This is a genomic window from Paenibacillus sp. FSL R7-0210 (assembly GCF_038009085.1).
In the GTDB taxonomy this organism is placed as follows: domain Bacteria; phylum Bacillota; class Bacilli; order Paenibacillales; family Paenibacillaceae; genus Paenibacillus_AQ; species Paenibacillus_AQ silagei.
In genome coordinates, this window is the sequence record NZ_JBBPAR010000001.1 from 1,394,962 (window position 1) to 1,416,656 (window position 21,695).

A 21,695-nucleotide genomic window follows, 5' to 3' on the forward strand; every position below is an offset into this window, starting at 1 on the left:
GGAATCCCCAAGGCCGCCCGTCCCGATAGAAATAGATAGATTAACGTCAGCTGGAGCGCAAGCGGCAGACAATCATCAGCAGCACAAGTAGTTGTTATGCAGGCAGGATATAGAAAAGGGAGGAATTATCGATGAAAAAAGTTAAACTGTTGTCCACACTCGTCGCTTTTTCAATCATGCTTGCCGGATGCGCCAGCAGCGCCAATCCGCAGACCCCTGCTGCCACTTCGGCAGGAACGGATACTGCAGCAACAGCAGCCCCGGTCAAAAAGAACCTGACGGTGGCCTATTCCGAGGGCGGCACCACGCTCGACCCGGCGGAAGCCAATGATCTGACCTCCGATACGCTTGTGCTGGCCGCTTATGATCAGCTGGTCACCTACGGCATCAAGACCGACAATGGCGCCAGCATCGCCAATACCGAAGACATCAAGCCCATGCTCGCAGAGAGCTGGGAAGTGAATGCTGACAACACGGTGTATACGTTCAAGCTGAAATCCGGCGTGAGCTTCCAGAGCGGCAATCCGGTGGATGCCGAGGCGGTGGCGTACTCTTTTGAACGTGTGGCGAAGTCCAGCTCCGGCAGCTTCCTCTACGGCATGGCTTCAATTAAATCAGTGACGGTAAAAGATGCTTCGACCGTTGAAGTTACTCTGACTAATGCCAATCATAATTTCCTGCAGATTCTGGCGATGTACACCTTCTCCATCGTGGACCAGAAGACGGTAGAAGCACAGGGTGCAGACTACCTGAAGACGAATGCCGCCGGTTCCGGCCCGTTCAAGCTTACGAAGTGGGACCCGGCTACCGAGGCTGTTTTCACAGCTAATGACAGCTACTGGCAGGGTGCGCCAAGCCTGGGCAAGGTCACCCTGAAGTTCACGAAGGAAGCCTCTAACCGCGTGCTGCTGCTGGGTAAAGGCGATGTAGACATGGCGATTGAGATTCCTCCGAAGGATGTGTCAACGCTTGAGACCAATAAGGCGCTGACCGTTGCTTCCAATGCAAGTAACCGAATTCTGTTCTTCGCCATGAACAACAAAGTCAAACCGTTCGACAATGTAAAAGTCCGTCAGGCAATCAACTATGCGATTCCTTACGATCAGCTGCTGAGCGGGGTGATGTACGGCCAGGCCAAGCAGATGAAGAGTGCAGTAGCCAGCAACACGCCGGGCTTCACCGATGCAGGCTATGTGTATGAGTACAATCTGGACAAGGCCAAGGCACTGCTGAAGGAAGCAGGCTATGAGAAGGGCTTTGACTTCGACTTCACGCTGGGCTCCGGCTTCGATGACTGGGAAGATGATGCAGTCCTGATCCAGGCTGAGCTGGCCAAAATCGGAGTCAACATGAAGATCAACAAGCTGGCCCGCGCCCAGTTCCTGGAGCAGCAGAAGACCAATAATCTGACCTCTTATATCTCCAAATGGACTTCCTTCGTCAATGATCCCGGCTATCACCTCGGCTTCCTGCTGTACGGCAAGGGCTCTTCCAACTACATCAATTACCAGAATGCTGAAGTAGACAAGCTGTGGGAGCAGGCGAACCTGGAGACAGATACGGCGAAGCGCACAGAGCTCTACAAGCAGGCTCAGGAGATCATCACGACAGAAGCACCTTGGGCGTATCTCTACGAATACAACCGCATTGTGGGCATGAGCAACAAGATCAGCGGCTACGCCTTCTACCCGGATGAAGTGATCCGTTTCTATCCGCTGTCGATTACAGAATAAGCAGGTTTGGCTAAAAGAGAGCGGGCAGGCCTTAGGCCTTGTCCCTCTTCTTTGTCACAAATTCACAGTTCCTCCTGCCAGCCGCAAGGCGTGCAGCCTGGAACACAAAGGAGAATTCGTAACCCATGACAGACTGGAAAAGCAAGGTGCTGGAGGCCATTGATGCCGGGCAGGAGGAACTGCTTGCGCTCTGCTCTCAGCTGATCCGTTACCCTTCGGAGAATCCGCCGGGCGATTCACGGGAGATCAGCGCTTATATTATTGGTTATCTGAAAGAAGCCGGTATCGATACCGCGATCTATCCGGCCACCGAAACGATGTTCAATCTGGTGTCCACACTGGGTGCAGGCGCGGAGGAGCGCACCGGCAAAAAGCTGATTTACTGCGGACATACCGATGTCGTTCCGGCGGGAGACCGCTCGCGCTGGGATTTCGATCCGTTCTGCGGCGATATCGTGGATGGCTATCTGCTGGGCAGAGGCGCTTCGGATATGAAAGCAGGCCTGGCCGGGTTAATCTACGTCACTGCACTGCTGTCGAAGCTGGGCGTTCCGCTAAAAGGAGATCTCTCCCTGCTGATCGTGCCCGATGAAGAGACTGGCGGTCATCTCGGGGTTCCCTGGGTGCTGGAGCGCGGCCTGATTACCGGAACCGCTGCTGTGATTGCCGAGCCTTCCGGCCCGCTGAACCCGACCATCGGGCAAAAGGGCAGCTGCTGGTTCGAATTCACCGTGGAAGGCACACCGGGTCACGGCAGCCTGTCGCCAGTGGTTGGAGACAGCGCCATTGTGAAGGCTGCCAAAGGAATTGAAGCCTTACAGCGGCTATGGGATATCAAAGTGGACATTCCCGAGGAAGTTAAGGAGATTATCCGCATCTCGCAGGATTATGTGAAGGGAAGCGAAGAAGAAGATTCCCTTGCCTATCAGGTATTCGACCATGTGACGGTCAACATCGGAACGATTCAGGGCGGAACCAAGGTGAATGTGGTGGCGGACCGCTGCACCATTCAGGTCGATTCCCGCGTACCATTTGGGGTAGACTACCGGGATGTGCTGGACCGTGCCCGCTCCCTGCTGCTTGAAGCCGGCATTGAATCCGAGGTCAAGGGCTTCGGCTTCCAGGGCAATGCCAATTGGACCTCCAATGAGGAGCCGGTGGTCAAGGACCTGGTTGAGAGTATCTGTGAGGTGAGCGGGGAAGAAGCCTACGGTGTGCTGCAATGGGCTTCCAGCGACGCGCGCCATTTCCGCACTCATAACATTCCTGTGCTGCAATACGGACCGGCCGAGCTGTCCACCATTCATAATTTCAACGAGAAAGCTCCTGTCTGGCAGATTATCCAGTGTGCGAAGGTGTATGCTTTAACGGCGCTGAAATATCTGGGTGTAGAAGAAGAGAAATAGTATTTAAAAGGATATTTTGTAGGGAGTTTTTTGGGGTACCCGCAAAGTACCTGACTAATCATCGAAGCAAATACTTCACTTTGTGGGGTACTGGAGGGAGGGGCAATCATGACAGAACTGCTGGAAGTATCAGGGCTATGCACCGAGTTTCAGACTGCGGCGGGTACAATCCGTGCGGTGGACGGCATCAGTCTGTCAGTGCGCAAGGGAGAGACACTGGGCATTGTAGGCGAATCGGGCTGCGGCAAAAGCATTACCTCACTCTCAATCATGCAGCTCTTGCCCAAACGGATCAGCCGGATTGCTTCCGGCCAGATCCGCTTCGAGGGCAAGGATATGCTGGAGATGTCGATGAATGAGGTGCGGAATATCCGGGGGAACCGGATTGCGATGATTTTTCAGGAGCCGATGACCTCGCTGAATCCGGTGTTCAAGATCGGCCGCCAGATCTCCGAATCCGCCCGTTACCATCTGAAGCTGAGCAAGAAGGAGGCGGCTGAGCGGGCGGTGGAGATGCTGCGCAAGGTAGGGATTCCCCGGCCGGAAAAGATTGCCCAGCAGTATGCCCATCAGCTCTCCGGCGGGATGCGGCAGCGGGTGATGATTGCAATGGCGATGGTCTGCAATCCTCAGCTGCTCATAGCCGATGAGCCGACGACAGCGCTGGATGTGACGATTCAGGCGCAGATCCTTGATCTGATGCGGGATCTGCAAAAGAACGAGGGCATGTCAATCCTGATGATCACACATGATCTGGGGGTCGTTGCCGAGATGTGTGACCGGGTCGTCATCATGTACGCGGGTCAGATCGTCGAGGAGACAGATGTGGCTACCCTGTATAGCCAGCCGCTGCACCCGTATACTCAAGGGCTGCTGGCTTCCCTGCCCCAGCTGGCAGGGGATGAGGACCGCCTCAGCTCGATACCGGGCCAGGTGCCGAATCCGGCCAGCCTGCCGCCCGGCTGCCGGTTCGCACCGCGCTGTCCGGTAGCGGTGGACCGCTGCCGGGAGCAGCTCCCGGAGCTGCTTGAGGTGCAGCCGGGCCACACATGCCGCTGTATCCTGCAGCAGGAGGGGGTTCTATGACCACATTACTGGAAGTCCGCAATCTGAAGAAGCATTATCCGATCCGCAAGGGCTTTTTCTCTAAGCAGGTTGGTGCAGTCAAAGCCGTTGACGGCATAACCTTATCCGTTGAGCAGGGAGAGACGCTGGCTGTGGTCGGAGAATCCGGCTGCGGGAAGTCGACCACCGGACGGGCCATTCTGCGGCTGATTGAGCCGACAGAAGGCGAGATTATGTTCGGCGGCACCGATGTGCGCAGCCTGAATACCGAGCAGCTCCGCAGGTTCCGTACCGATATGCAAATGGTGTTCCAGGACCCTTACGCTTCGCTCGACCCCCGCTGGACCGTCCAGCGCATTCTGGAGGAACCGCTCCGTACCCACGGATCGGCCCCCGCCGGAGAGCTGAAGAGCAGGGTCGAGCAGCTGATGGAGGTGGTGGGTCTGTCCCCCTATCAGGCCCACCGTTTTCCCCATGAATTCTCTGGGGGCCAGCGGCAGCGGATCGGGATTGCCCGTGCGCTTGCGCTGAATCCGAAGTTCATTGTCTGCGATGAGCCGGTTTCGGCACTGGATGTCTCCATCCAGGCCCAGGTGCTGAATCTGATGCAGGATCTGCAGGAGCAATACGGCCTGACTTATATGTTTATCTCGCATGACCTGTCAGTTGTGAAGTTCATCAGCGACCGGGTGGCCGTCATGTACCTGGGGCGGATTGTCGAGCTGGCTCCGACGAAGGCACTCTTCGCGAAGCCGCTGCATCCGTATACCCAGGCGCTGATGTCTGCCGTTCCGGTACCGAATCCGGGCCTGAAAAAGCAGCGCATCGTCCTGACGGGGGATGTTCCGAACCCTGAGACTCCGCCCACAGGCTGTGCCTTCCACCCCCGCTGTCCGCATGCGATGGACCGCTGCAAGTCGGAAGCGCCGGTGCTGCGGGAGCTGGACTCAGGCCATCAGGCGGCCTGTCATTTGTATTAAGCATATGTGCAGTCATAAGGGCCATCCGGCAGCGGGTGGCCCTTTGCTTTTGCTGGATGCGAAAAACCGAACATAATGAGCCGGAGTGAAGGCCGTGAGCCAAATGTATGCGGAAAACCGAACACAATTGGCTGGCGCGAAGACCGCAGGCCAAATGTATGCGGTAAACAGCATACATTGTACTCGCACGGAGGTAATCCTAGCCATCCGTTCAAACCTTTTCACAGGCTGCCCCCTAGCCCACCCTGGACCGCACTGCCACTTTAGCCCTATTTATTACCCGGATGGGACAACGTCCCCCGTCTAGGCAGAATGACTTATTTTTGCAGAGTTTTCTCCGTTGTTAAGTGAATATTCTTTCAGAAATAACGCTGAAATATTTCATTGAAATTTGAAAAGAAAAATAAACCCTTCTATAATTGTATTAAATTAAAACTGATTTGGGAGGAGATGGGAGGATAACGTGAACAAACCACGACAATTATGGATTGATGCCGCCAAGGGATTCAGTATTATTTTTGTAGTAATGGGCCACTCCGGCGATGCGGCAGCGAATCATTATCTGTCCTGGTTCCGGATGCCTTTGTTCTTCATGCTTAGCGGACTTGTATTTAAGCCGGTTGAACCCGGGCGGTATTTGGGCTGGGCGGTCAAACGGACCAAGGGGCTGATGACTCCCTATTTTGCCTACGGACTCCTGATTGCTTCCGTGCTGCTGCTGTTCAACTTCAGTATACGAGGGTTCGCCGAGAATGTAGCGAGACTGCTCTACGGGGGATTGTCGCTCACGGGCCCTTACGGGGTGTTCTGGTTCATCACCTGCCTGCTGTTCACACAGCTGCTCTTCGGATACATTGTCCGTTATTCCCGCCGCACGCAATTTCTCCTGATCGCTTCTGCTTATCTCCTGTCACATCTCATCTCCCTGACCACGCTCAGGAACTTCAATCTTCCCTGGAATGCAGATGTGTCCCTGCTCGCCATTACTTATTATGCGATCGGATTCTACGGAAAACAGGTGATCCCTGCGCTCATCCGCCGCTATTCGGCGCTGCCGGTGCTGCTTCCGTTATGTGCTCTTGTGCTGCTGCTGGAGCGGACTGGTGTCCTTCAATACAGTCTGAATATGAAATACAAGGAGTATACTTCGCTGCTGCTCGATCTGGCCGTGCCGCTGCTTATCTCATTGACTATCTGCGCCGCTGTGTACCGTCTCTCGAAGCTTGTTCCGCTGGACTGGATGGGCAGCCTGGGACGTAACTCCATTGCGATCATGTACCTGCATTTGCCTTTGAATTACGGGCTCAAATATCTCCTCGGGACGGATTACGGGCTGTTGCCCTTTACGCTGATCGGAGTGGGGGTGCCGCTGCTGGCCGCCAATTGGGCGGTACGCTCTCCTCTATTGTCCAGACTGTATCTTGGGCATAAGGGCGGCAGCCGTCCGGCAGTGAATTATAGCAACGCACGATAATAAATAGGTGGACTAGTAATAGAAATGCACAAGCTCTTTTTCATATCTTTCATATACTTTAGTAGAATATGAAAAGGAGTGATAACGCATGGCCAAAACACTTTTGGATTATAATGCATCCGTAGTTACACCTATTACTAACGGGGTCTCCATCCCTGTTCCTATTTCTCCGGCTGGTATACAGATTGCAGGAACATCGGTGTATATCGATCCCGCAGTTCCAGGACATTTCCCCAATAAGGTGGAACTGAAAGCCACCATCGGCGTGGATGTTACTCTGGATACGCCCAATGTGCTGGTCCGCATCTGGCGGGCAGGTACCGAAATCTTCTATGCACGGGTAGAGCTGGAGGAGAATTTCAATGACGATGGTATTATCTCGCTGCATATGGTAGATATCAACGTCCCGGCCGGTGTCCAGAACTATCAGCTGATTGTAGAGAACCAGGATGTCGGCTCCGTTGCCACAGTGGTGGGACCTGTTATTTTCAGCGCTTTGGCTATCGGCGGCTAAGCTATTCATAGCAGTACCGGAAAGGGGCTTTCTCAAGTATCTGTGAAGATACCGGGGGAGGCTCTTTTTTTTGTGCGTGAAATGGAATAATTTCCTGCCATTCTGACGAAACTGGAACACAGTACCTGTGAAAAGAAGGTTAAGTTCAGGAGGGGAACCATTGTGAGGAAAATTCGTTATGTAACGCTTGTGCTGTGCATTGCTGTATCGGTTCTGGGAGGCGCTACCGGAGCCTGGGCCGAGGAAAAAGCCAAAGGCACCGCAAATTCCGGCAATGCCGGAGGGGCGGCTGCTACGCTTGCGCCAGGGGCGCGTTCTGCCATTCTGATGGATGCCAGCACGGGCACGGTCATCTATGAGAAGAACAGCCATGATAAACTTCCGCCGGCCAGTATTACCAAGATTATGACCATGCTGCTGACGGTGGAGGCGCTGGACGAGGGCAAACTGCAGCTGACCGACAAGGTGCGGACCAGCGAGTATGCGGCATCGATGGGCGGTTCACAGATTTTTCTGGAGCCGGGTGAGGAAATGACGGTTGACGATATGCTGAAAGGCATCGCGATGGCCTCCGGCAATGATGCTTCCGTAGCTATGGCGGAGAAAATCGCCGGCTCGGAGAGCGCCTTCGTCGATCTCATGAACCAGAAGGCACAGGACCTGGGCCTGAAGGATACTCATTTCGCCAACTGCAACGGCCTGCCGGCTGCGAATCATTATTCCTCCGCGCATGATATTGCCGTCATTAGCCGGGAGCTGCTAAAGCATGAGCAGATTATCAAATACACCGGCTCTTATCAGGATTACCTGCGCAAGGATTCCACCAAGCCTTTCTGGCTGGTCAACACCAACAAGCTGGTGCGGTTCTACACGGGCGCTGACGGGCTGAAGACGGGATATACGTCCGAAGCGAAATTCTGCCTGTCGGCGACGGCGGCCAGAGACGGCCTGCGCGCTGTAGCGGTGGTGCTGGGCGAGCCGAACACCAAGACCCGCAACAGCGAGGTCTCGGCGATGTTCGACTACCTCTTTTCCCAATATAAACTGCATACGATTCACAAGGAAGGCGACACCATCGGCACGGTGAGGATTGAGAAGGGCGTGAAGTCGCAGCTCCCGCTGGTGGCGAAGGAAGACTATAGTGTACTGCTCCGCAAAGGAGTGACCCAGGAGGGTATCCGCCATGAGCTGGTGCTGAATGAGCAGGTGAAGGCTCCGGTGGCCGAAGGCCAGACGGTCGGCAAGCTGGTAGTCTACCAGGGGAACGATGTATTGAAGGAATACGAATTGAAGGCAGGCGAAACGGTAGCCAAGGCGGGCTGGTGGAAGCTGTTCAAGCGGGCAACGGGCGCTATGTTTACGAATGATTAATTTCTTGCATTTTGTAGATTGCACCAGGGGCTTTGTGTAAGTTCTTAGGGGTTTTCTTCTAGTTTTGTCGTGAGGCAGGAATCCTCAATTGCGGTGTAGAAACCTTGTCCTTGTAGGGGAAAGAAATAGTTACAGGGCGGTTGTCCAAGCAACGAAGAGGAGAGTGGCAAGCATGAATTCTCATGTGGAGATGGAGCATCACCGGGGTGTGCTGATTGTCCGGTTGTCCGGGGAACTGGACCATCACGCAGCCGATTATGTACGTATGGATATGGATGAAGCGATTATGCGGGGCCAGGTGGAGCATCTGATCCTGAGTCTGAAGGAGCTGCAGTTCATGGACAGCTCGGGTCTCGGAGTGATTCTGGGGCGGTACAAGCTGATCCGCAGTAAGGGCGGCAAAATGGCAGTCTGCGATGCCACAGCGCCTGTGAAGCGCCTGCTGGAAATGTCGGGCCTGTTCAAAATCATGCCCCTATATGACGACGAGAGCGCTGCACTCTCGGATTTGGAGGTCGCGTTATGACTAGTAGCGAAGCTCGTAACTTCATGAGTGTCCAGTTTGCTGCGCTGTCGGAGAATGAATCGTTCGCGCGTGTAGTAGTAGCTGCCTTTGTCTCCCGGCTCGACCCGACGATGGAGGAGCTGAATGACTTGAAGACGGTAGTCTCGGAGGCTGTCACCAATTGTATTATTCACGGTTATGACAGTGATCCCGCAGGTGTTGTCAGCATATCCGCTTCCCTTGAGAATGAGACCGTGCATCTGACCATTGAGGATAAGGGCCGGGGCATTGAGGATCTGGAGCTGGCCCAGCAGCCGCTGTATACCTCGAAGCCGGAGCTGGAGCGGTCAGGTATGGGCTTCACCATTATGGAGAATTTCATGGATGAATTCGAGGTTATCAGCGAACCGGGACGCGGAACCTCAATCTCCATGAAGAAAACCATCGTCTCGAAAAAAGCTTTATACAATTAGGGGTTGGAGCCATGGATGCAGAATCAAAAAAAGCTCCGCCGACCTATTTGGACGATGCGGAGGTCAAACGTCTAATCGCGCTCAGTCAAGCCGGGGACCATACGGCCCGCGACACGCTGGTCAACTGCAATATCCGCCTCGTCTGGTCGGTGGTGCAGCGGTTTATGAACCGCGGATATGAACCGGATGATTTGTTCCAGATCGGCTGTATCGGACTGCTGAAGTCCGTTGATAAATTCGACCTCAGCTATGAGGTCAAGTTCTCCACCTATGCGGTGCCGATGATTATCGGCGAGATCCAGCGGTTCCTCCGCGATGACGGCACGCTCAAGGTCAGCCGCTCGCTGAAGGAGATGGCCAACAAGGTGCGCAAGATGAAGGATGAGATGTCCAAAACGCTCGACCGCCTCCCGACCATCGGTGAAGTGGCCGAAGCGCTGGGCGTCACGCCCGAAGAAATCGTCTTCGCCCAGGAAGCCAACAAGCCGCCGACTTCGATCCACGAGACCGTCTTCGAGAACGACGGCGATCCGATCACACTGATCGACCAGATCGCCGACGAGTCGCAGGAGCGCTGGTTCGACAAGCTGGCCTTGAACGAGGCCATCGGTGCGCTAACCGAGCGCGAGCGTCTGATCGTGTATCTGCGCTATTACCGCGATCAGACCCAGTCGGAAGTCGCAAGCCGCCTCGGCATCTCGCAGGTGCAGGTGTCGAGGCTGGAGAAGAAGATCCTCGCGAACATCCGCGAGCAGATTGCGCAGTAGCGGTGGAAGTTACAGCGCGTCTCGGCTGATACTGCCGCAGCTCAGTAAGTTCGATACAGCAGTCGGGTTAGCTGTGGTGCTTAGCAAGAGTTAAGTATGTGATGTACAGTGACGGGTGCAAGGGGGCCGCCCCCTAGAGGGGCGGCTTTTTGCGTGCGCTCAAAGTGACCATGCACCCCACTGCCGATTATTTTATTAACCGGACTCAGATTCCCTTATTTGGCCGAATCGTCTCTTTTTGAGCCTGAAACGGACTCAGATTCCGTTATCTTGTCTTTTCGGCCCCTGATGTAGTGGAATCTGGTCACTTAGCGGATTCTGAGTCCGCGCACTTCGCATATCCGCCGGATTAGCAGAAATAGCGGAATGTCAGTCCAATTCCGTGGCCGATGGAGCCCCACCGATAGACCCCACCGATGGAGCACGCCCATGGTCTAGCGCATGGTTATACCGGAAGCTTCATATATGCTAAACTAGGCTAAACTCGTAACAATCGATGATTTTGAATACTAACAACAATGCAAAATGACTATGGAGGGCTAAACTCAATGGATTATGCGAAGCTCAGCAAAGAGGTCTCCTACGCCCTGCGTCACGCGCCGTGGGAATATGAACTGGAATTGGATGAACAGGGGTGGGTGGATATTGAACAGCTGCTCCACTCGCTGCATCAGGACAAGAAGTGGGACACAGTCGGTGCAGAGGATCTGGACAAAATGATCGCAGCATCGGATAAGCAGCGGCATGAGCTTGCGGAGGGCAGAATAAGGGCGCTATATGGTCACTCGGTCCCGCAAAAAATAATCAAGCAGGCTGAAACGCCGCCCCCTATTCTGTACCACGGTACAGCCAGGCAATGGGTGGAGACGATTCTGCACGAAGGACTGAAACCGATGAAGAGGCAGTATGTTCATTTCTCGGTGGATACGGCTACAGCCAAGCTGGTGGGAGGGCGCAAGGACTCAAGTCCTGTGATTTTAACCATCGATGCCGGGCGGGCCGCACAGGAAGGAATCAAGTTCTACCACGGAAATCATAATATCTGGCTCGCGGACTATATTCCGCCCGAATTTATTGCTGACTTGTAGCCTACTCTAACCAACCCCAACCACAACAAAAGCGCCCCAGGCCAGCCGGTTCACGGCTCGCGGGACGCTTTTATTCATACCCTGTGTTCAGAGATATCTTCTTAAGGTGCTACAATCACACCCGTGGAAATCATATAATTTCCCGGTGCCGCATAGTTACCAGCATCGTCGCCGGATAAGGTGTAGACCACGGTGATAAGTTTGCCGCTGCCGACAGCAGCATCGTTGTAGGTTGCTGTTGCACTGACTGTAACATCATCGCCAGGAATGACTCCGGTCAGAGTACCCGGGGTGATCTGGACCGATGTATTTCCATCGTAGGTCTTGGATTCTGTGATCACTGGTGCTGTAATGTCCAACTGCAAGGCAGTGATAATACCTGTGTTAATGGTATAGCTAACAGGTGGATAATAGTTACCTGCATCTGCTCCTGTTAAGGTGTAGGAGATGGTGATGATTTTGTTCACTCCCACGTTAGGAGTGTCATAGGTTCCGGCTGCATGCACAGTCACATCATCCCCGTCGATAATACCGGTTACCGCACCAACGGTTACCGCTGCCGCAGTCGTTCCGTCATAGACTCTGGAGCGTGTGATCTGATCCCGGTCAATCTCGCCATTGGTGGTGATGTAGCTCACAGGTGCAATATAGTTGCCCGCATCTGCTCCGCTAAGTGTATAGACTACAGTTATGGTCTTGTTCGTCCCAATGGATGATGTGTCATAGTTGGCAACGGCGCTCACAGTGACATTTTCCCCGGGAACTACCCCAATAAGCTGTCCGGGAGTCACCGCCGCTGCCGTGGTTCCGTCCTTGAACTTCGCCAAGGTCAAATTCGGAGCTTCGATGGTTAATGGATGGAGTGCGATGCTGCCCGTATTCACGATATAGGGAGCGGGTGCGATATAGCTGGCTGCCTGGGCTCCGCTTAATGTGTAGGTAACGGTTATAGTCTTGTTCACCCCAAGCGCCGAGCTGCTGTAGGAAGCAGAGGCATGAACATTAACTGTGTCTCCGGCCAATACACCGGACAGCGAGCCCCCGGTTACTGCTGCTGAGGCAGTGCCGTCATAGGTTTTGGACTCCGTCAAGGAGGCGGGAAACCCTATAGTCAGCTCAATCGCTTTAACCTCAATCGTGCTGGAAGGGGCCGAGATATTGCCGGAGCCATCTACAGCATACACAACATAATGACCGGCTGGCAGACCCTGCGTGTTCAGCGGGGAATAGACGGAGGCGGTTACCGCCAGCTTTTTACCCAGAGCAGCATGAATGGAAGCTTCCAGATCTGTTGTAGTTACGACTACTGTGGAAGGGACCAGATACAAATAACCCGCTTCGTTGCTTGTTCCATATACATTGTCTCCTACAGTCACCGCTCCAAGGGTCACACTTGTGAGTATAGGGGCTGACGTATCACCCGGATCAGGAGTAGGTGTCGGCGTAGGAGTAGGTGTGACTGTAGGCGTCGGCGTAGTTGCAGGTGTAGGTGTAGGTGTTGGTATATCTGTAGGTACTGGTGTAGCTGTAGGCGTAGCCGTTGGATCGGAAGGGACATAGGTGCTCCGGACAGGCGTAGGTGTAGCAGTTGGTGTGGCAGTTGGACTAGCTGCTGGAGAGATGGTTGCTGAAGGGGTGCCTCCAACATTTCCAGGAGTATTGGCCGGAGCCTCCTCAATAGCTTTGGTCCGTGTTAAGGATACTACTGCTTCCGCACGGGTAATTTCCCTGCCGGGCTTGAAGCTGTTATCATCGGAATACCCTTTCATGATTCCTGCTGCGGCTACGGCATTTACCGAATTCACTGCCCAGGCGGCAATATCCTTGGAATCGCTGAAAAGAGCGCCGGTCTGCGCGGCATCCAGCTTCAATAACCGGTTGATGATCACTGCGGCTTCCTGTCTGCTGATCGTCTTGCCGGTACCGATGGTACCATCTGAATATCCGCTGATATATCCGGCTTTCACGGCTTTGGCAACCTCGGTGTAGGCCCAGTTGCTTGTAGAGAGATCCTTATAGGCAACAGGTGCCGTCTCGGTGAATCCGAAGGCACGGTTGATGAGCGCCATGAACTCTGATCTTTTCAGACTATTGTCCGGTTTGAAGCTGCCATCGGCGTATCCCTGAATGAGCCCTTTGTCAACCCAGTCGGTAACTTCATTCTGTGCCCAGTGGCCTGTGATTCCAGTTAATTGAGGAACTGCTGCGCCAAAAGCTGTTCCGGCAGAAGAATATAGTGCAGTTACTATCATTAGTGTAGAGAGAAAAAGCTTGCCCGGTGTATGGTTCAATATTAAGCCTCCTGAAAGTGTATTGTCTTCGCTGATATAGGCCTTGGGTATCACTTAATATCCTCCGGGCAACAGTTTTGGCCTCCGAGCTTGGCTAAATGAAATAATAGTAACACATATCATTTGAAATTGATTTAAATAAATATAATCATTGCAAATTTAATTTAACAAAATATAAATATAATACTGGTCAATACATTCTGCACCCTCTTTGTAACCTTTTCCTCCCGGACCGGCACTTATCATTAGAACACGATAAAAATACAGAAATGAGGTTTGCAGACGTATGCTGCATTGGATTGAACAAGCGCAGAAGGGCGATGCCGAAGCCTTCCGGGAGCTTAGCGGGCATGTGCGGGGGATGGCTTACGTAGTAGCCTACGATATGCTCGGGGATGTGCAGCTCGCGGAAGATGCGGTACAGGAAGCCTTGCTGGAGGCGTATATGAACCTTGCCAGCCTGCAGGAGCCTGCGGCGTTTCCGGGATGGTTCAAAACCATTGTGGTCAGGCAGTGTCACCGGCTGCTGCGGCGTAAGCGTCAAGCCCTGCTGCCTCTGGAGGCGGCGGTGCATGTCGCGGGCTCTTCTCCAGGGGTTGCGGAGATTGCCGAACATAGAGAATGGACGCAGGTGCTCCACAGGTCAGTGTCGGAATTGTCTGCCAAGCTGCGGGTACCACTGCAATTGTTCTACTTCTACGGGTACTCGCTTCAGGAGATTTCCGTGTATCTGGACCTTTCCGTTGCTACGCTGAAGAAAAGGCTGTATGACGGCAGACGCAAGCTGAAGGGGGCATTGCCTGTTGTCGATCTGGCGGCTGCATTTCATTTGTTACATGAGGGAGGACAGCGAATGCTGCATATTGTGAATGGTGACACGGTGGGAGACAAGCTGAAGCAGGGGATTGTCCAGGGGGAGGTGCTGGTGTGGAGAGAGATCTATTCGGCGGGACCGATATTCATAGATCCGGCGGCAGAGCAGAAGCGGCTGCTGCGGGCTGAGGTGCTGCAGGCCACGATGGGCATTCCGGCAGCTGAATATGTGGCGGGCTGTGCGGAGCAGGAGCAGAGGATCAGCGGATTCCGTCAGTATGATGAGGTGGTGCTGTGGTTCGAGCATGATCTGTTCGACCAGAGTATGCTGGCCTATCTACTGCATTGGTTCAATGGGCAAAAGCTGGGCAAAACCAAGCTAAGCCTGCTCTGCATCGGAGAATTCCCCGGGATAGAGCTGTTCCATGGTCTGGGACAGCTGACGGAAGCTCAGCTGAGTACCCTGCCGGGAACCTGGCGGACTATCGGCCGCAAGGAGCTGCAGCTGGGAAGCCTGCTGTGGGAGGCTTACGCCGCTTCCGATCCCCGGAAGCTCGCGGACCTGCTTGCGGCGAAGCGGGAGGAGCTGGCAGGGGGCGCACTTGCTTTTGCCTATGACGCCTTCATGGCCCATCTCTCCCGTCTGCCTTCCGTAGAGAATGGTCTCGGGATCGTCGAACAGACCACCCTTCAAGCCGTGGCTAATGGAATGGACACGCCGCTTAAGCTGTTCCGGCAGGTGACGGATGAGCTGCACCGGCTTGGCATGGGCGATACGGAATATTGGAAGATCCTGCGCACACTGACGGCCGGGACGAAACCTCTGCTTGAGATCGATGGTGTAGCAGAGCTAACAGATTACAGGGAAGTACCGGAATTCCTGAATCGCAGCGTTACGCTGACTGCATGGGGAGAGCAGGTGTTGGCCGGAGCAGCTGACCGGCTACAGCTGCAAAGTATCGATGAATGGTACGGCGGCCTGCATCTGGAGGGGGATGACGCCCCCTGGCGCTGGGACCGTGCTGCGGAACGGCCGGTACAGCACCCGCCATCCGCGCGGATGGAATAGAATGTAACCAGGAGGTTTCCCTGCTAAGCTGAACGCTTGGCGGGTGAACCTCTTTTTTATGCCTATATAGTATAATGAATACTCCAGGTCAAGACAGTTACAAGTGAAGAAGGAGGAGAGCGGCATCAGAACATTAGTGATCAGTGACATTCATGGCTGTATAGAGGAATTCAGCCTGCTGCTCCGCCGGGCGGAGTATAACCCCTCCAGGGATCAATTGATCCTGCTGGGCGATTATGTAGACAGAGGGCCGGACAGCAGAGCGGTCGTGGAGCAGGTGAAGCGGCTTGCTGAAGCAGAGGGGGTTATTGTGCTGCGGGGCAACCATGATCAGATGGCCTGTGATGCGCTGGCGGGAGAGGATGATAAGCGGGATACCCACTGGATTACGAATGGGGGCTTCCACACCCTGCTGAGCTATTGCGGAGGCCGGGATTCGGTGCTGCTGCACCCGGATTCAGGGTGGAGGGATTATACGGAGATGAAGAGGTTCATGGCTACGGAGTATAAGGAGCATCTGGATTTCCTGGGTTCGCTGCCCTACTACTATGAGACGGAGACCCATCTGTTCGTTCATGCGGGCATTGATCCTTCCCTTGCCGACTGGCGGACCCAGCGGGAGTATGATTTTATCTGGATTCGGGAGCCTTTCTACAATCATCCTGTTACTGCTACGGAGAAGACGGTCGTCTTCGGCCATACCTCTACGGTAGATCTGCAGGACGGCGCAGGAGTCTGGTTCAGTCCGCTGGGCGACAAAATTGGCATCGACGGCGGCTGCGTGTACGGGGAGCAGTTGAACTGCCTTGAGATTAGCGAAGCAGGATACAAGACCTATGCTGTCAAGCTGGGGGAGCGGGAGTAACAAGAGCTGCGAGCAGACGGGATGAAAACTAACTCCTAATTGGTTATAATTGGAATATCAAATCCAAGAGTTCAGGAGGAAGAGATGTCGAGTTCACTCTTAACGAAGAACGCGTTAGCCCGGTCGCTGAAGAAGCTTATGCTCACAAGGCCGCTGAACAAAATAACGATCCAGCAGCTCACAGCGGATTGCGGGGTGACCCGCCATACGTTTTATAATCATTTTCAGGATATCTATGAGCTGCTCGGCTGGATCTACAAGTCAGAAGTGATTGAAGGACTGGACCAATACTGCTGCTGGGCGGGCTGGAAGCAAGGATTCTTAAGCGTCCTGCGTTACACCGTAAATAACAAAACCATCTGTCTGAATACCTTCCATTCGCTGGGACGCGAGCATCTGGAGCAATTCCTGTACGGGGTAATTTACCGCGTCATGATCAGCGTAGTGGAGGAGCTGGACGGGCAGGCGTGGCCGGGACAGGAGCAGATTCCGGAGCCTGTGAGAATGCAGGCCAGACTCGATATAGCCGATTTCTACACGCTGGCCATCCTTGAACAGGTGATCCACTGGCTCAGAGCCGGGGCGAATACAGATCCGGCCGGAGTGGTGGACAAGGTATCACGGATTATGGACGGATGCATTGCCCGGGGGCTTGAGCATTATCAGTCTGCAGTTCATCCGGTGAAGTCATGACACAATATCGGGCGGATGTGTAATCCCTAGACAGTTGCGTCCGGCTGTCCATAGAATCCCTGGTTCACGGCGGTTATAGTGAAGGCAGTTAGCAGGCACTTATCCCCTGATCAAGGAAGGAAGAGGACACATGGGTACATATCAAAGAATTCATCCGCAGGTACAGGAAGGCATCGCTTCACGCAAGGCATATCTCGTCGGAGGAGGGATCGGCTCCCTGTCGGCGGCGGCATTTCTGATCCGTGACGGGCATATGCCCGGCCGGAATATTCATATTCTGGAGCAATCATCTGTATACGGCGGTTCCATGGACGGGGCGGGCAATGCCAAGGACGGTTACAGCGCCCGGGGCGGACGCGAGATTGAAGAGCACTTCGAGTGCTTCATGGAGCTGTTCGGCTTCATCCCTTCCCTGACCAATCCGGACCGGACAGTGCTGGATGAATTCCGGGAGCTGAACCTGGCTGAACCGATTGAATCGCATTGCCGTCTGGTCGAAAAGCAAGGCACCCCCGCCGATTTCTCATCGCTTGGACTCTCTACCGCACATGCGCTGCAATTAGGCAAGCTGACGCTGGCTACCGAAGAGAGACTGGGCACGGTGACGATTGAGCAGTTTTTTGACCCGAGCTTTCTGGAGACGAATTTCTGGTATTTCTGGCGCTCCATGTTCGCCTTCGAGAATTGGCATAGTGTGGTGGAGGTCAAGCGTTATATGGAGCGGTTCATGCACCTGATCTCGGGGATGAACCAGCTGAAAGGAATTTTGCACACCGAATACAACCAGTTCGACTCGCTGATCCTGCCGCTGATGAAATGGCTGGAGCGTGAGGGCGTTCATTTTGACAAAGGGCATGAGGTTACGGATCTGGAGCTTAGTATCAACGGTGATGAGAAGGTTATAACCGCGATTCAGGTGCAGGTTAATGGTTCCCCGAAGACGATTCCGGTGACACGCTTGGATCTGGTCATGGTCACGAACGGCTCAATGACAGAGAATTCTACCCTTGGCGATCTGGACCACCCGGCGGTGCTGAACCGGTCCGTTACTGAACGCGGGTGCTGGAGCCTCTGGGAGAAGCTTGCTGCCAAATCCCCGGATTTCGGCCGCCCTGAAGTGTTCTGCGGGGATATCGACAAGTCCAAATGGCTGTCGTTCACAATGACTTTTACCGATGATGAGATTGTATTCCCTTATCTGCTGGAACTGACGGGTGATGCTCCCGGCATGGGCGGTGTAGTTACGATCAAAGACTCCAGCTGGATGATGTCCTGGACCGCACCGAAGCAGCCTCACTTCATCAACCAGCCGGATAATGTGAAGGTACTGTGGGCGTATGGCCTGTTCCCGGATGCCGAAGGCGACTATATCAAGAAAAAAATGAGCGACTGCACCGGACGCGAGCTGCTGGAGGAACTGTGCTACCATATGGGACTTGTTGACCGTATTCCCAAGATTCTGGAGCATACCACTAACGTCATCCCTTGTATGATGCCTTATATTACTGCACAGTTCATGCCGCGCGCTCTTGGTGACCGTCCGCAGGTCGTGCCGCAGGGCAGTGTGAATCTGGCCTTCCTTGGCCAGTTCGCCGAAGTCCCGGACGACTGCGTGTTCACGGTGGAGTATTCGGTCCGTTCCGCGATGATGGCTGTATATGAGCTTTTGAAGCTGGAAAAAGAAGTGATTCCCGTCCATCCGAGCAAATATGATGTCCGAGTACTGCTGACCGCGCTCCGCACCTGCCTGGGCAACAAGCCGCTGCCGCTGGATAAGACACTTGGGGAGCTGCTGGCGGGAACGGTACTCTCGAAAATGGTCTAGAGACGAATACGAGGATTACACGAGGTAGCTGATTCCGCTGCCCAGGCATGCCTGGGGTCCGGCAGACATAGGATGGTAATAAGCAAGCGCTTAACCATTCAGTCATTGCAGGAGGAGAATAGTGTGAACGAGAGACTGGCGGCTGTTATTCTGCGGATTGATGCTATTGCTACAGATATTCTTGTACCGCTGCGCCGTAAGATCATTAATGAGGCGGCTCTGCTTCAGCTCTATGTGGCGCTGGATGAGACGTATGCTCTGATGGAGCATGAGCGGCAGATTGACCGGGAGCTCGCGGCCATCCTCTTCCTGCTCTATTCACAGCTGGTAACCCAATCCAATTATGTGTATGACAAAAGCCTCTTCGTGCCGCATATCGGCAAGCTGCAAGGGTACATCCGCAAAATATTCGGCGGTACGCTTCAGAATGTATAAAACTCAACTAACAGCCAATCTGACAGCCTATACTCCAGCTACATCTCTAACAGGATGGAACCGGGAGGATAGGCTGTTTTTAAAAATATGGCTGTGTTAAAATTTGTTGAGCTATTGATGAAATTCAAGAGCAGAACTCACGTACTTGGGCGTGGACGTATTCGGATAAGTAAAGTAAGGAACGAGGAGGCAGACAATTCATGGGAGGAACGAATGTATGGGATGCGGAGTGGGAGGTTAACGAAGAGCAGGCGCGGACGCTGATCGGAAGACAATTCCCTCAGTTGTCATCGAAGCAAGTGAAGCGATTGGGCTGGGGCTGGGACAATACGGTTTTTCTCATCGGTGACGAGTACGTGTTCCGGTTTCCAAGAAGAACGTTTGCCGTTGGCGCGATTCGTATGGAAGGGAAGCTGCTGCCGAAGCTGGAGGCATATGTGACCATCCCCTATCCGAAACCGTTGTTTTATGGCGAAGCAAGTGACGAATATCCGGCACCATTTCTTGGCTATGCCCACGTGCCAGGAGATTTCCCAATCGGTTTGACGGAAGAACGCCGGGCTTTATCGGCAGAGACGCTGGCGGCATTTTTGCGGAGATTGCATGAGTTCCCGGTGCAGGCGGCGCTGAAGTGCGGAGTTCAGCAAGATCATCGAAGCTTGACGGACATAGCATCACGCAAAGTGAAATTGGAGGGCTTTCTATCGAAGCTGGTTGAACACTTGTCGCCGGAGGAGTCCGGTGTGATCGAAGCGTATATTAACAGTCTGCAAAAGGACCGTGTCGAGGCGGTGAATGCACTCCTGCATGGCGATCTTCATTTCAAAAATATGCTTGTGAATGAGAACGGGATTGTCTCCGGCATCATTGATTGGGGCGATCTGAGCGTAGGCCATCCGGCTTGCGATTTGAGCGTTGCTTACAGCTTTTTACCACCTTACGCCCGCGGTGTGTTTTTCGAAACGTACGGAGGAGCGGACGAGGAGACGAAGCTGCTGGCGCGGCTGATGGCGGTATACATCCCCATGCTGATCTTAATGCAAGCGGTCGATGACGGGAATGAAGCGATTGCGGCAGAGGCGAAATCCAACATCATGCGGGCACTGTCGGATTAGGCTCATTATTTCGTTACGGCCGATAGCAATAAACCGCCTTTTCAACGAAGGCGGTTTTCTTATTTTTATTTTGTCCATTGCCAAACCTTGACCTGTTCCTTTACAATATTATAATGATAATGAGAATCAATTTCAAAGAAACAGGTGACATTCATGAATCAACAGGCAGTGTCCGGGAGCGGGCTGGATCAGAAGGCAAAGCGGCTGAAGCTGCGGTCCCGTCCCTGGGCGGCAACATTAATTCTTATTGGCGGTTTGATTGCGCTGGCGCTGGGTATCGCTATTTCCGTATCGTTCGGGGCCGCAGATATTAAGCTGTCGGTCGTATGGACCGCAGTCTTTCATTTCAATCCCGAACTTACCGAGCATCAGATCATCCGCGAGCTTAGGCTGCCGCGTGTGCTGGGCGGCGTAATGGTGGGAGCCAGCCTCGCTGTGGCAGGGGCTATTATGCAAGGGATGACCCGCAATCCGCTGGCGGATTCGGGACTGATGGGCATTAACTCTGGAGCAGGCTTTGCGCTGGCTGTCTGCTTTGCATTTTTTCCGGGATTGCCGTTCATGTATCTCATTCTCTATTCCTTCGTTGGCGCCGGAGCCGGAGCGGGAATTGTCTACGGTGTAGGCTCGCTGGCGAAGGGCGGACTAACCCCGGCCAGGCTCGTATTGGCAGGTGCTGCTCTCAGTGCGCTGCTCTCTGCGCTAAGCGAAGGCATCGCCCTTTATTTCCGCATCGGACAAGATCTCGCCTTCTGGTATGCCGGTGGTCTGGCAGGAACGAAATGGTTCCAGCTGCAGATCATGTCCCCATGGGTGATAGCGGCTATCCTGGGAGCCATCGTGCTGTCCCGTTCGATTACGATGCTCAGCCTGGGTGAGGATATTGCCAAGGGGCTGGGGCAGCGTACAGGACTGGTGAAATTAGCTGGTACGCTAATTGTCCTGATTCTAGCCGGAGCCTCGGTAGCTGTAGTGGGAGCTGTTGGGTTCGTCGGCCTGATCATCCCCCATCTGACGCGCTATATGGTGGGTGTGGATTACCGCTGGATTATTCCCTGCTCTGCGGTGCTGGGTGCGCTGCTGGTGGTCGGGGGCGATCTGACGGCACGGATGATCAATCCGCCGCATGAAACGCCGGTGGGTGCGATTATAGCCCTGATTGGGGTACCGTTCTTCCTGTATCTGGCCCGAAAAGAAAGAAGGGAGCTGTAAA

At 54.0% G+C, this 21,695-nt stretch carries 19 protein-coding genes; 18 read left to right on the top strand and 1 reads right to left on the bottom strand.

What is annotated here, in order from left to right; translation table 11 throughout:
• Positions 1-131 precede the first annotated feature (131 nt).
• The 11 genes from MKY64_RS05895 to MKY64_RS05945 all read left to right on the top strand — a co-directional run bounded on the left by MKY64_RS05895 (position 132) and on the right by MKY64_RS05945 (position 11,376).
• Positions 132-1,733 carry an ABC transporter substrate-binding protein gene (locus MKY64_RS05895; protein WP_340951544.1) on the top strand — a complete coding sequence of 534 codons (1,602 nt, stop codon included), beginning with the start codon at positions 132-134 and terminating at the stop codon, positions 1,731-1,733.
• Between the two features lie 125 nt (positions 1,734-1,858).
• Positions 1,859-3,139: a M20 family metallopeptidase gene (locus MKY64_RS05900; RefSeq protein WP_340951547.1), complete on the top strand. Its 1,281-nt coding sequence runs from the start codon at positions 1,859-1,861 to the stop codon at positions 3,137-3,139.
• 108 nt (positions 3,140-3,247) lie between these two features.
• A complete protein-coding gene (locus MKY64_RS05905) occupies positions 3,248-4,225 on the top strand; it encodes an ABC transporter ATP-binding protein (protein ID WP_036727467.1) in 978 nt (325 codons plus the stop codon).
• Positions 4,222-5,184 (top strand): ABC transporter ATP-binding protein, encoded by a 963-nt coding sequence (locus MKY64_RS05910; protein ID WP_339310450.1) that lies wholly within the window; start codon positions 4,222-4,224, stop codon positions 5,182-5,184. Before MKY64_RS05905 ends, MKY64_RS05910 begins: the two co-directional genes overlap by 4 nt.
• 463 nt (positions 5,185-5,647) lie before the next feature.
• Positions 5,648-6,658 carry an acyltransferase family protein gene (locus MKY64_RS05915; protein WP_340951551.1) on the top strand — a complete coding sequence of 337 codons (1,011 nt, stop codon included), beginning with the start codon at positions 5,648-5,650 and terminating at the stop codon, positions 6,656-6,658.
• Positions 6,659-6,746: 88 nt separating this feature from the next.
• Positions 6,747-7,172 carry a hypothetical protein gene (locus MKY64_RS05920; RefSeq protein WP_051478179.1) on the top strand — a complete coding sequence of 142 codons (426 nt, stop codon included), beginning with the start codon at positions 6,747-6,749 and terminating at the stop codon, positions 7,170-7,172.
• A gap of 171 nt (positions 7,173-7,343) precedes the next feature.
• Positions 7,344-8,543, top strand: coding sequence for a D-alanyl-D-alanine carboxypeptidase family protein (locus tag MKY64_RS05925; RefSeq protein ID WP_445323375.1), 1,200 nt, complete (start codon positions 7,344-7,346; stop codon positions 8,541-8,543).
• Between the two features lie 172 nt (positions 8,544-8,715).
• Entirely contained in the window at positions 8,716-9,069 is a 354-nt protein-coding gene (gene spoIIAA / locus MKY64_RS05930) for an anti-sigma F factor antagonist (protein ID WP_036727462.1), read from the top strand.
• Positions 9,066-9,521, top strand: a complete 456-nt coding sequence (spoIIAB, locus tag MKY64_RS05935; RefSeq protein ID WP_036727460.1) for an anti-sigma F factor — start codon at positions 9,066-9,068, stop codon at positions 9,519-9,521. The genes spoIIAA and spoIIAB overlap by 4 nt, the downstream gene beginning before the upstream one ends.
• Before the next feature lie 11 nt (positions 9,522-9,532).
• Positions 9,533-10,288 carry an RNA polymerase sporulation sigma factor SigF gene (sigF, locus tag MKY64_RS05940; protein WP_036727459.1) on the top strand — a complete coding sequence of 252 codons (756 nt, stop codon included), beginning with the start codon at positions 9,533-9,535 and terminating at the stop codon, positions 10,286-10,288.
• 548 nt (positions 10,289-10,836) lie between these two features.
• On the top strand, positions 10,837-11,376 hold the full coding sequence (locus MKY64_RS05945; protein WP_340951555.1) for an RNA 2'-phosphotransferase: 540 nt from the start codon (positions 10,837-10,839) through the stop codon (positions 11,374-11,376).
• A gap of 101 nt (positions 11,377-11,477) precedes the next feature.
• On the opposite strand, the gene MKY64_RS05950 is transcribed toward MKY64_RS05945, so the two are convergent.
• The gene (locus MKY64_RS05950; protein WP_340951558.1) at positions 11,478-13,667 is read right to left on the bottom strand and encodes a YDG domain-containing protein; all 2,190 of its coding nucleotides are present in this window, start codon (positions 13,665-13,667) and stop codon (positions 11,478-11,480) included.
• Positions 13,668-13,953: 286 nt separating this feature from the next.
• Here MKY64_RS05950 and MKY64_RS05955 point away from each other — a divergent pair, with 286 nt between their 5' ends.
• From MKY64_RS05955 to MKY64_RS05985, 7 genes are all read left to right on the top strand, one after another.
• The gene (locus MKY64_RS05955) at positions 13,954-15,549 is read left to right on the top strand and encodes a sigma-70 family RNA polymerase sigma factor (RefSeq protein ID WP_340951560.1); all 1,596 of its coding nucleotides are present in this window, start codon (positions 13,954-13,956) and stop codon (positions 15,547-15,549) included.
• A 103-nt stretch (positions 15,550-15,652) separates the two neighbouring features.
• Positions 15,653-16,414, top strand: a complete 762-nt coding sequence (locus MKY64_RS05960; protein WP_340951562.1) for a metallophosphoesterase family protein — start codon at positions 15,653-15,655, stop codon at positions 16,412-16,414.
• A gap of 84 nt (positions 16,415-16,498) precedes the next feature.
• Positions 16,499-17,107, top strand: coding sequence for a TetR/AcrR family transcriptional regulator C-terminal domain-containing protein (locus tag MKY64_RS05965; protein WP_209870132.1), 609 nt, complete (start codon positions 16,499-16,501; stop codon positions 17,105-17,107).
• Between the two features lie 130 nt (positions 17,108-17,237).
• Positions 17,238-18,932, top strand: a complete 1,695-nt coding sequence (locus MKY64_RS05970) for an oleate hydratase (protein WP_340951564.1) — start codon at positions 17,238-17,240, stop codon at positions 18,930-18,932.
• Between the two features lie 123 nt (positions 18,933-19,055).
• On the top strand, positions 19,056-19,367 hold the full coding sequence (locus MKY64_RS05975; RefSeq protein WP_340951567.1) for a hypothetical protein: 312 nt from the start codon (positions 19,056-19,058) through the stop codon (positions 19,365-19,367).
• Between the two features lie 200 nt (positions 19,368-19,567).
• Entirely contained in the window at positions 19,568-20,482 is a 915-nt protein-coding gene (locus MKY64_RS05980; RefSeq protein WP_340951569.1) for a phosphotransferase, read from the top strand.
• 153 nt (positions 20,483-20,635) lie between these two features.
• The gene (locus tag MKY64_RS05985; RefSeq protein WP_340951571.1) at positions 20,636-21,694 is read left to right on the top strand and encodes a FecCD family ABC transporter permease; all 1,059 of its coding nucleotides are present in this window, start codon (positions 20,636-20,638) and stop codon (positions 21,692-21,694) included.
• Position 21,695 lies beyond the last annotated feature (1 nt).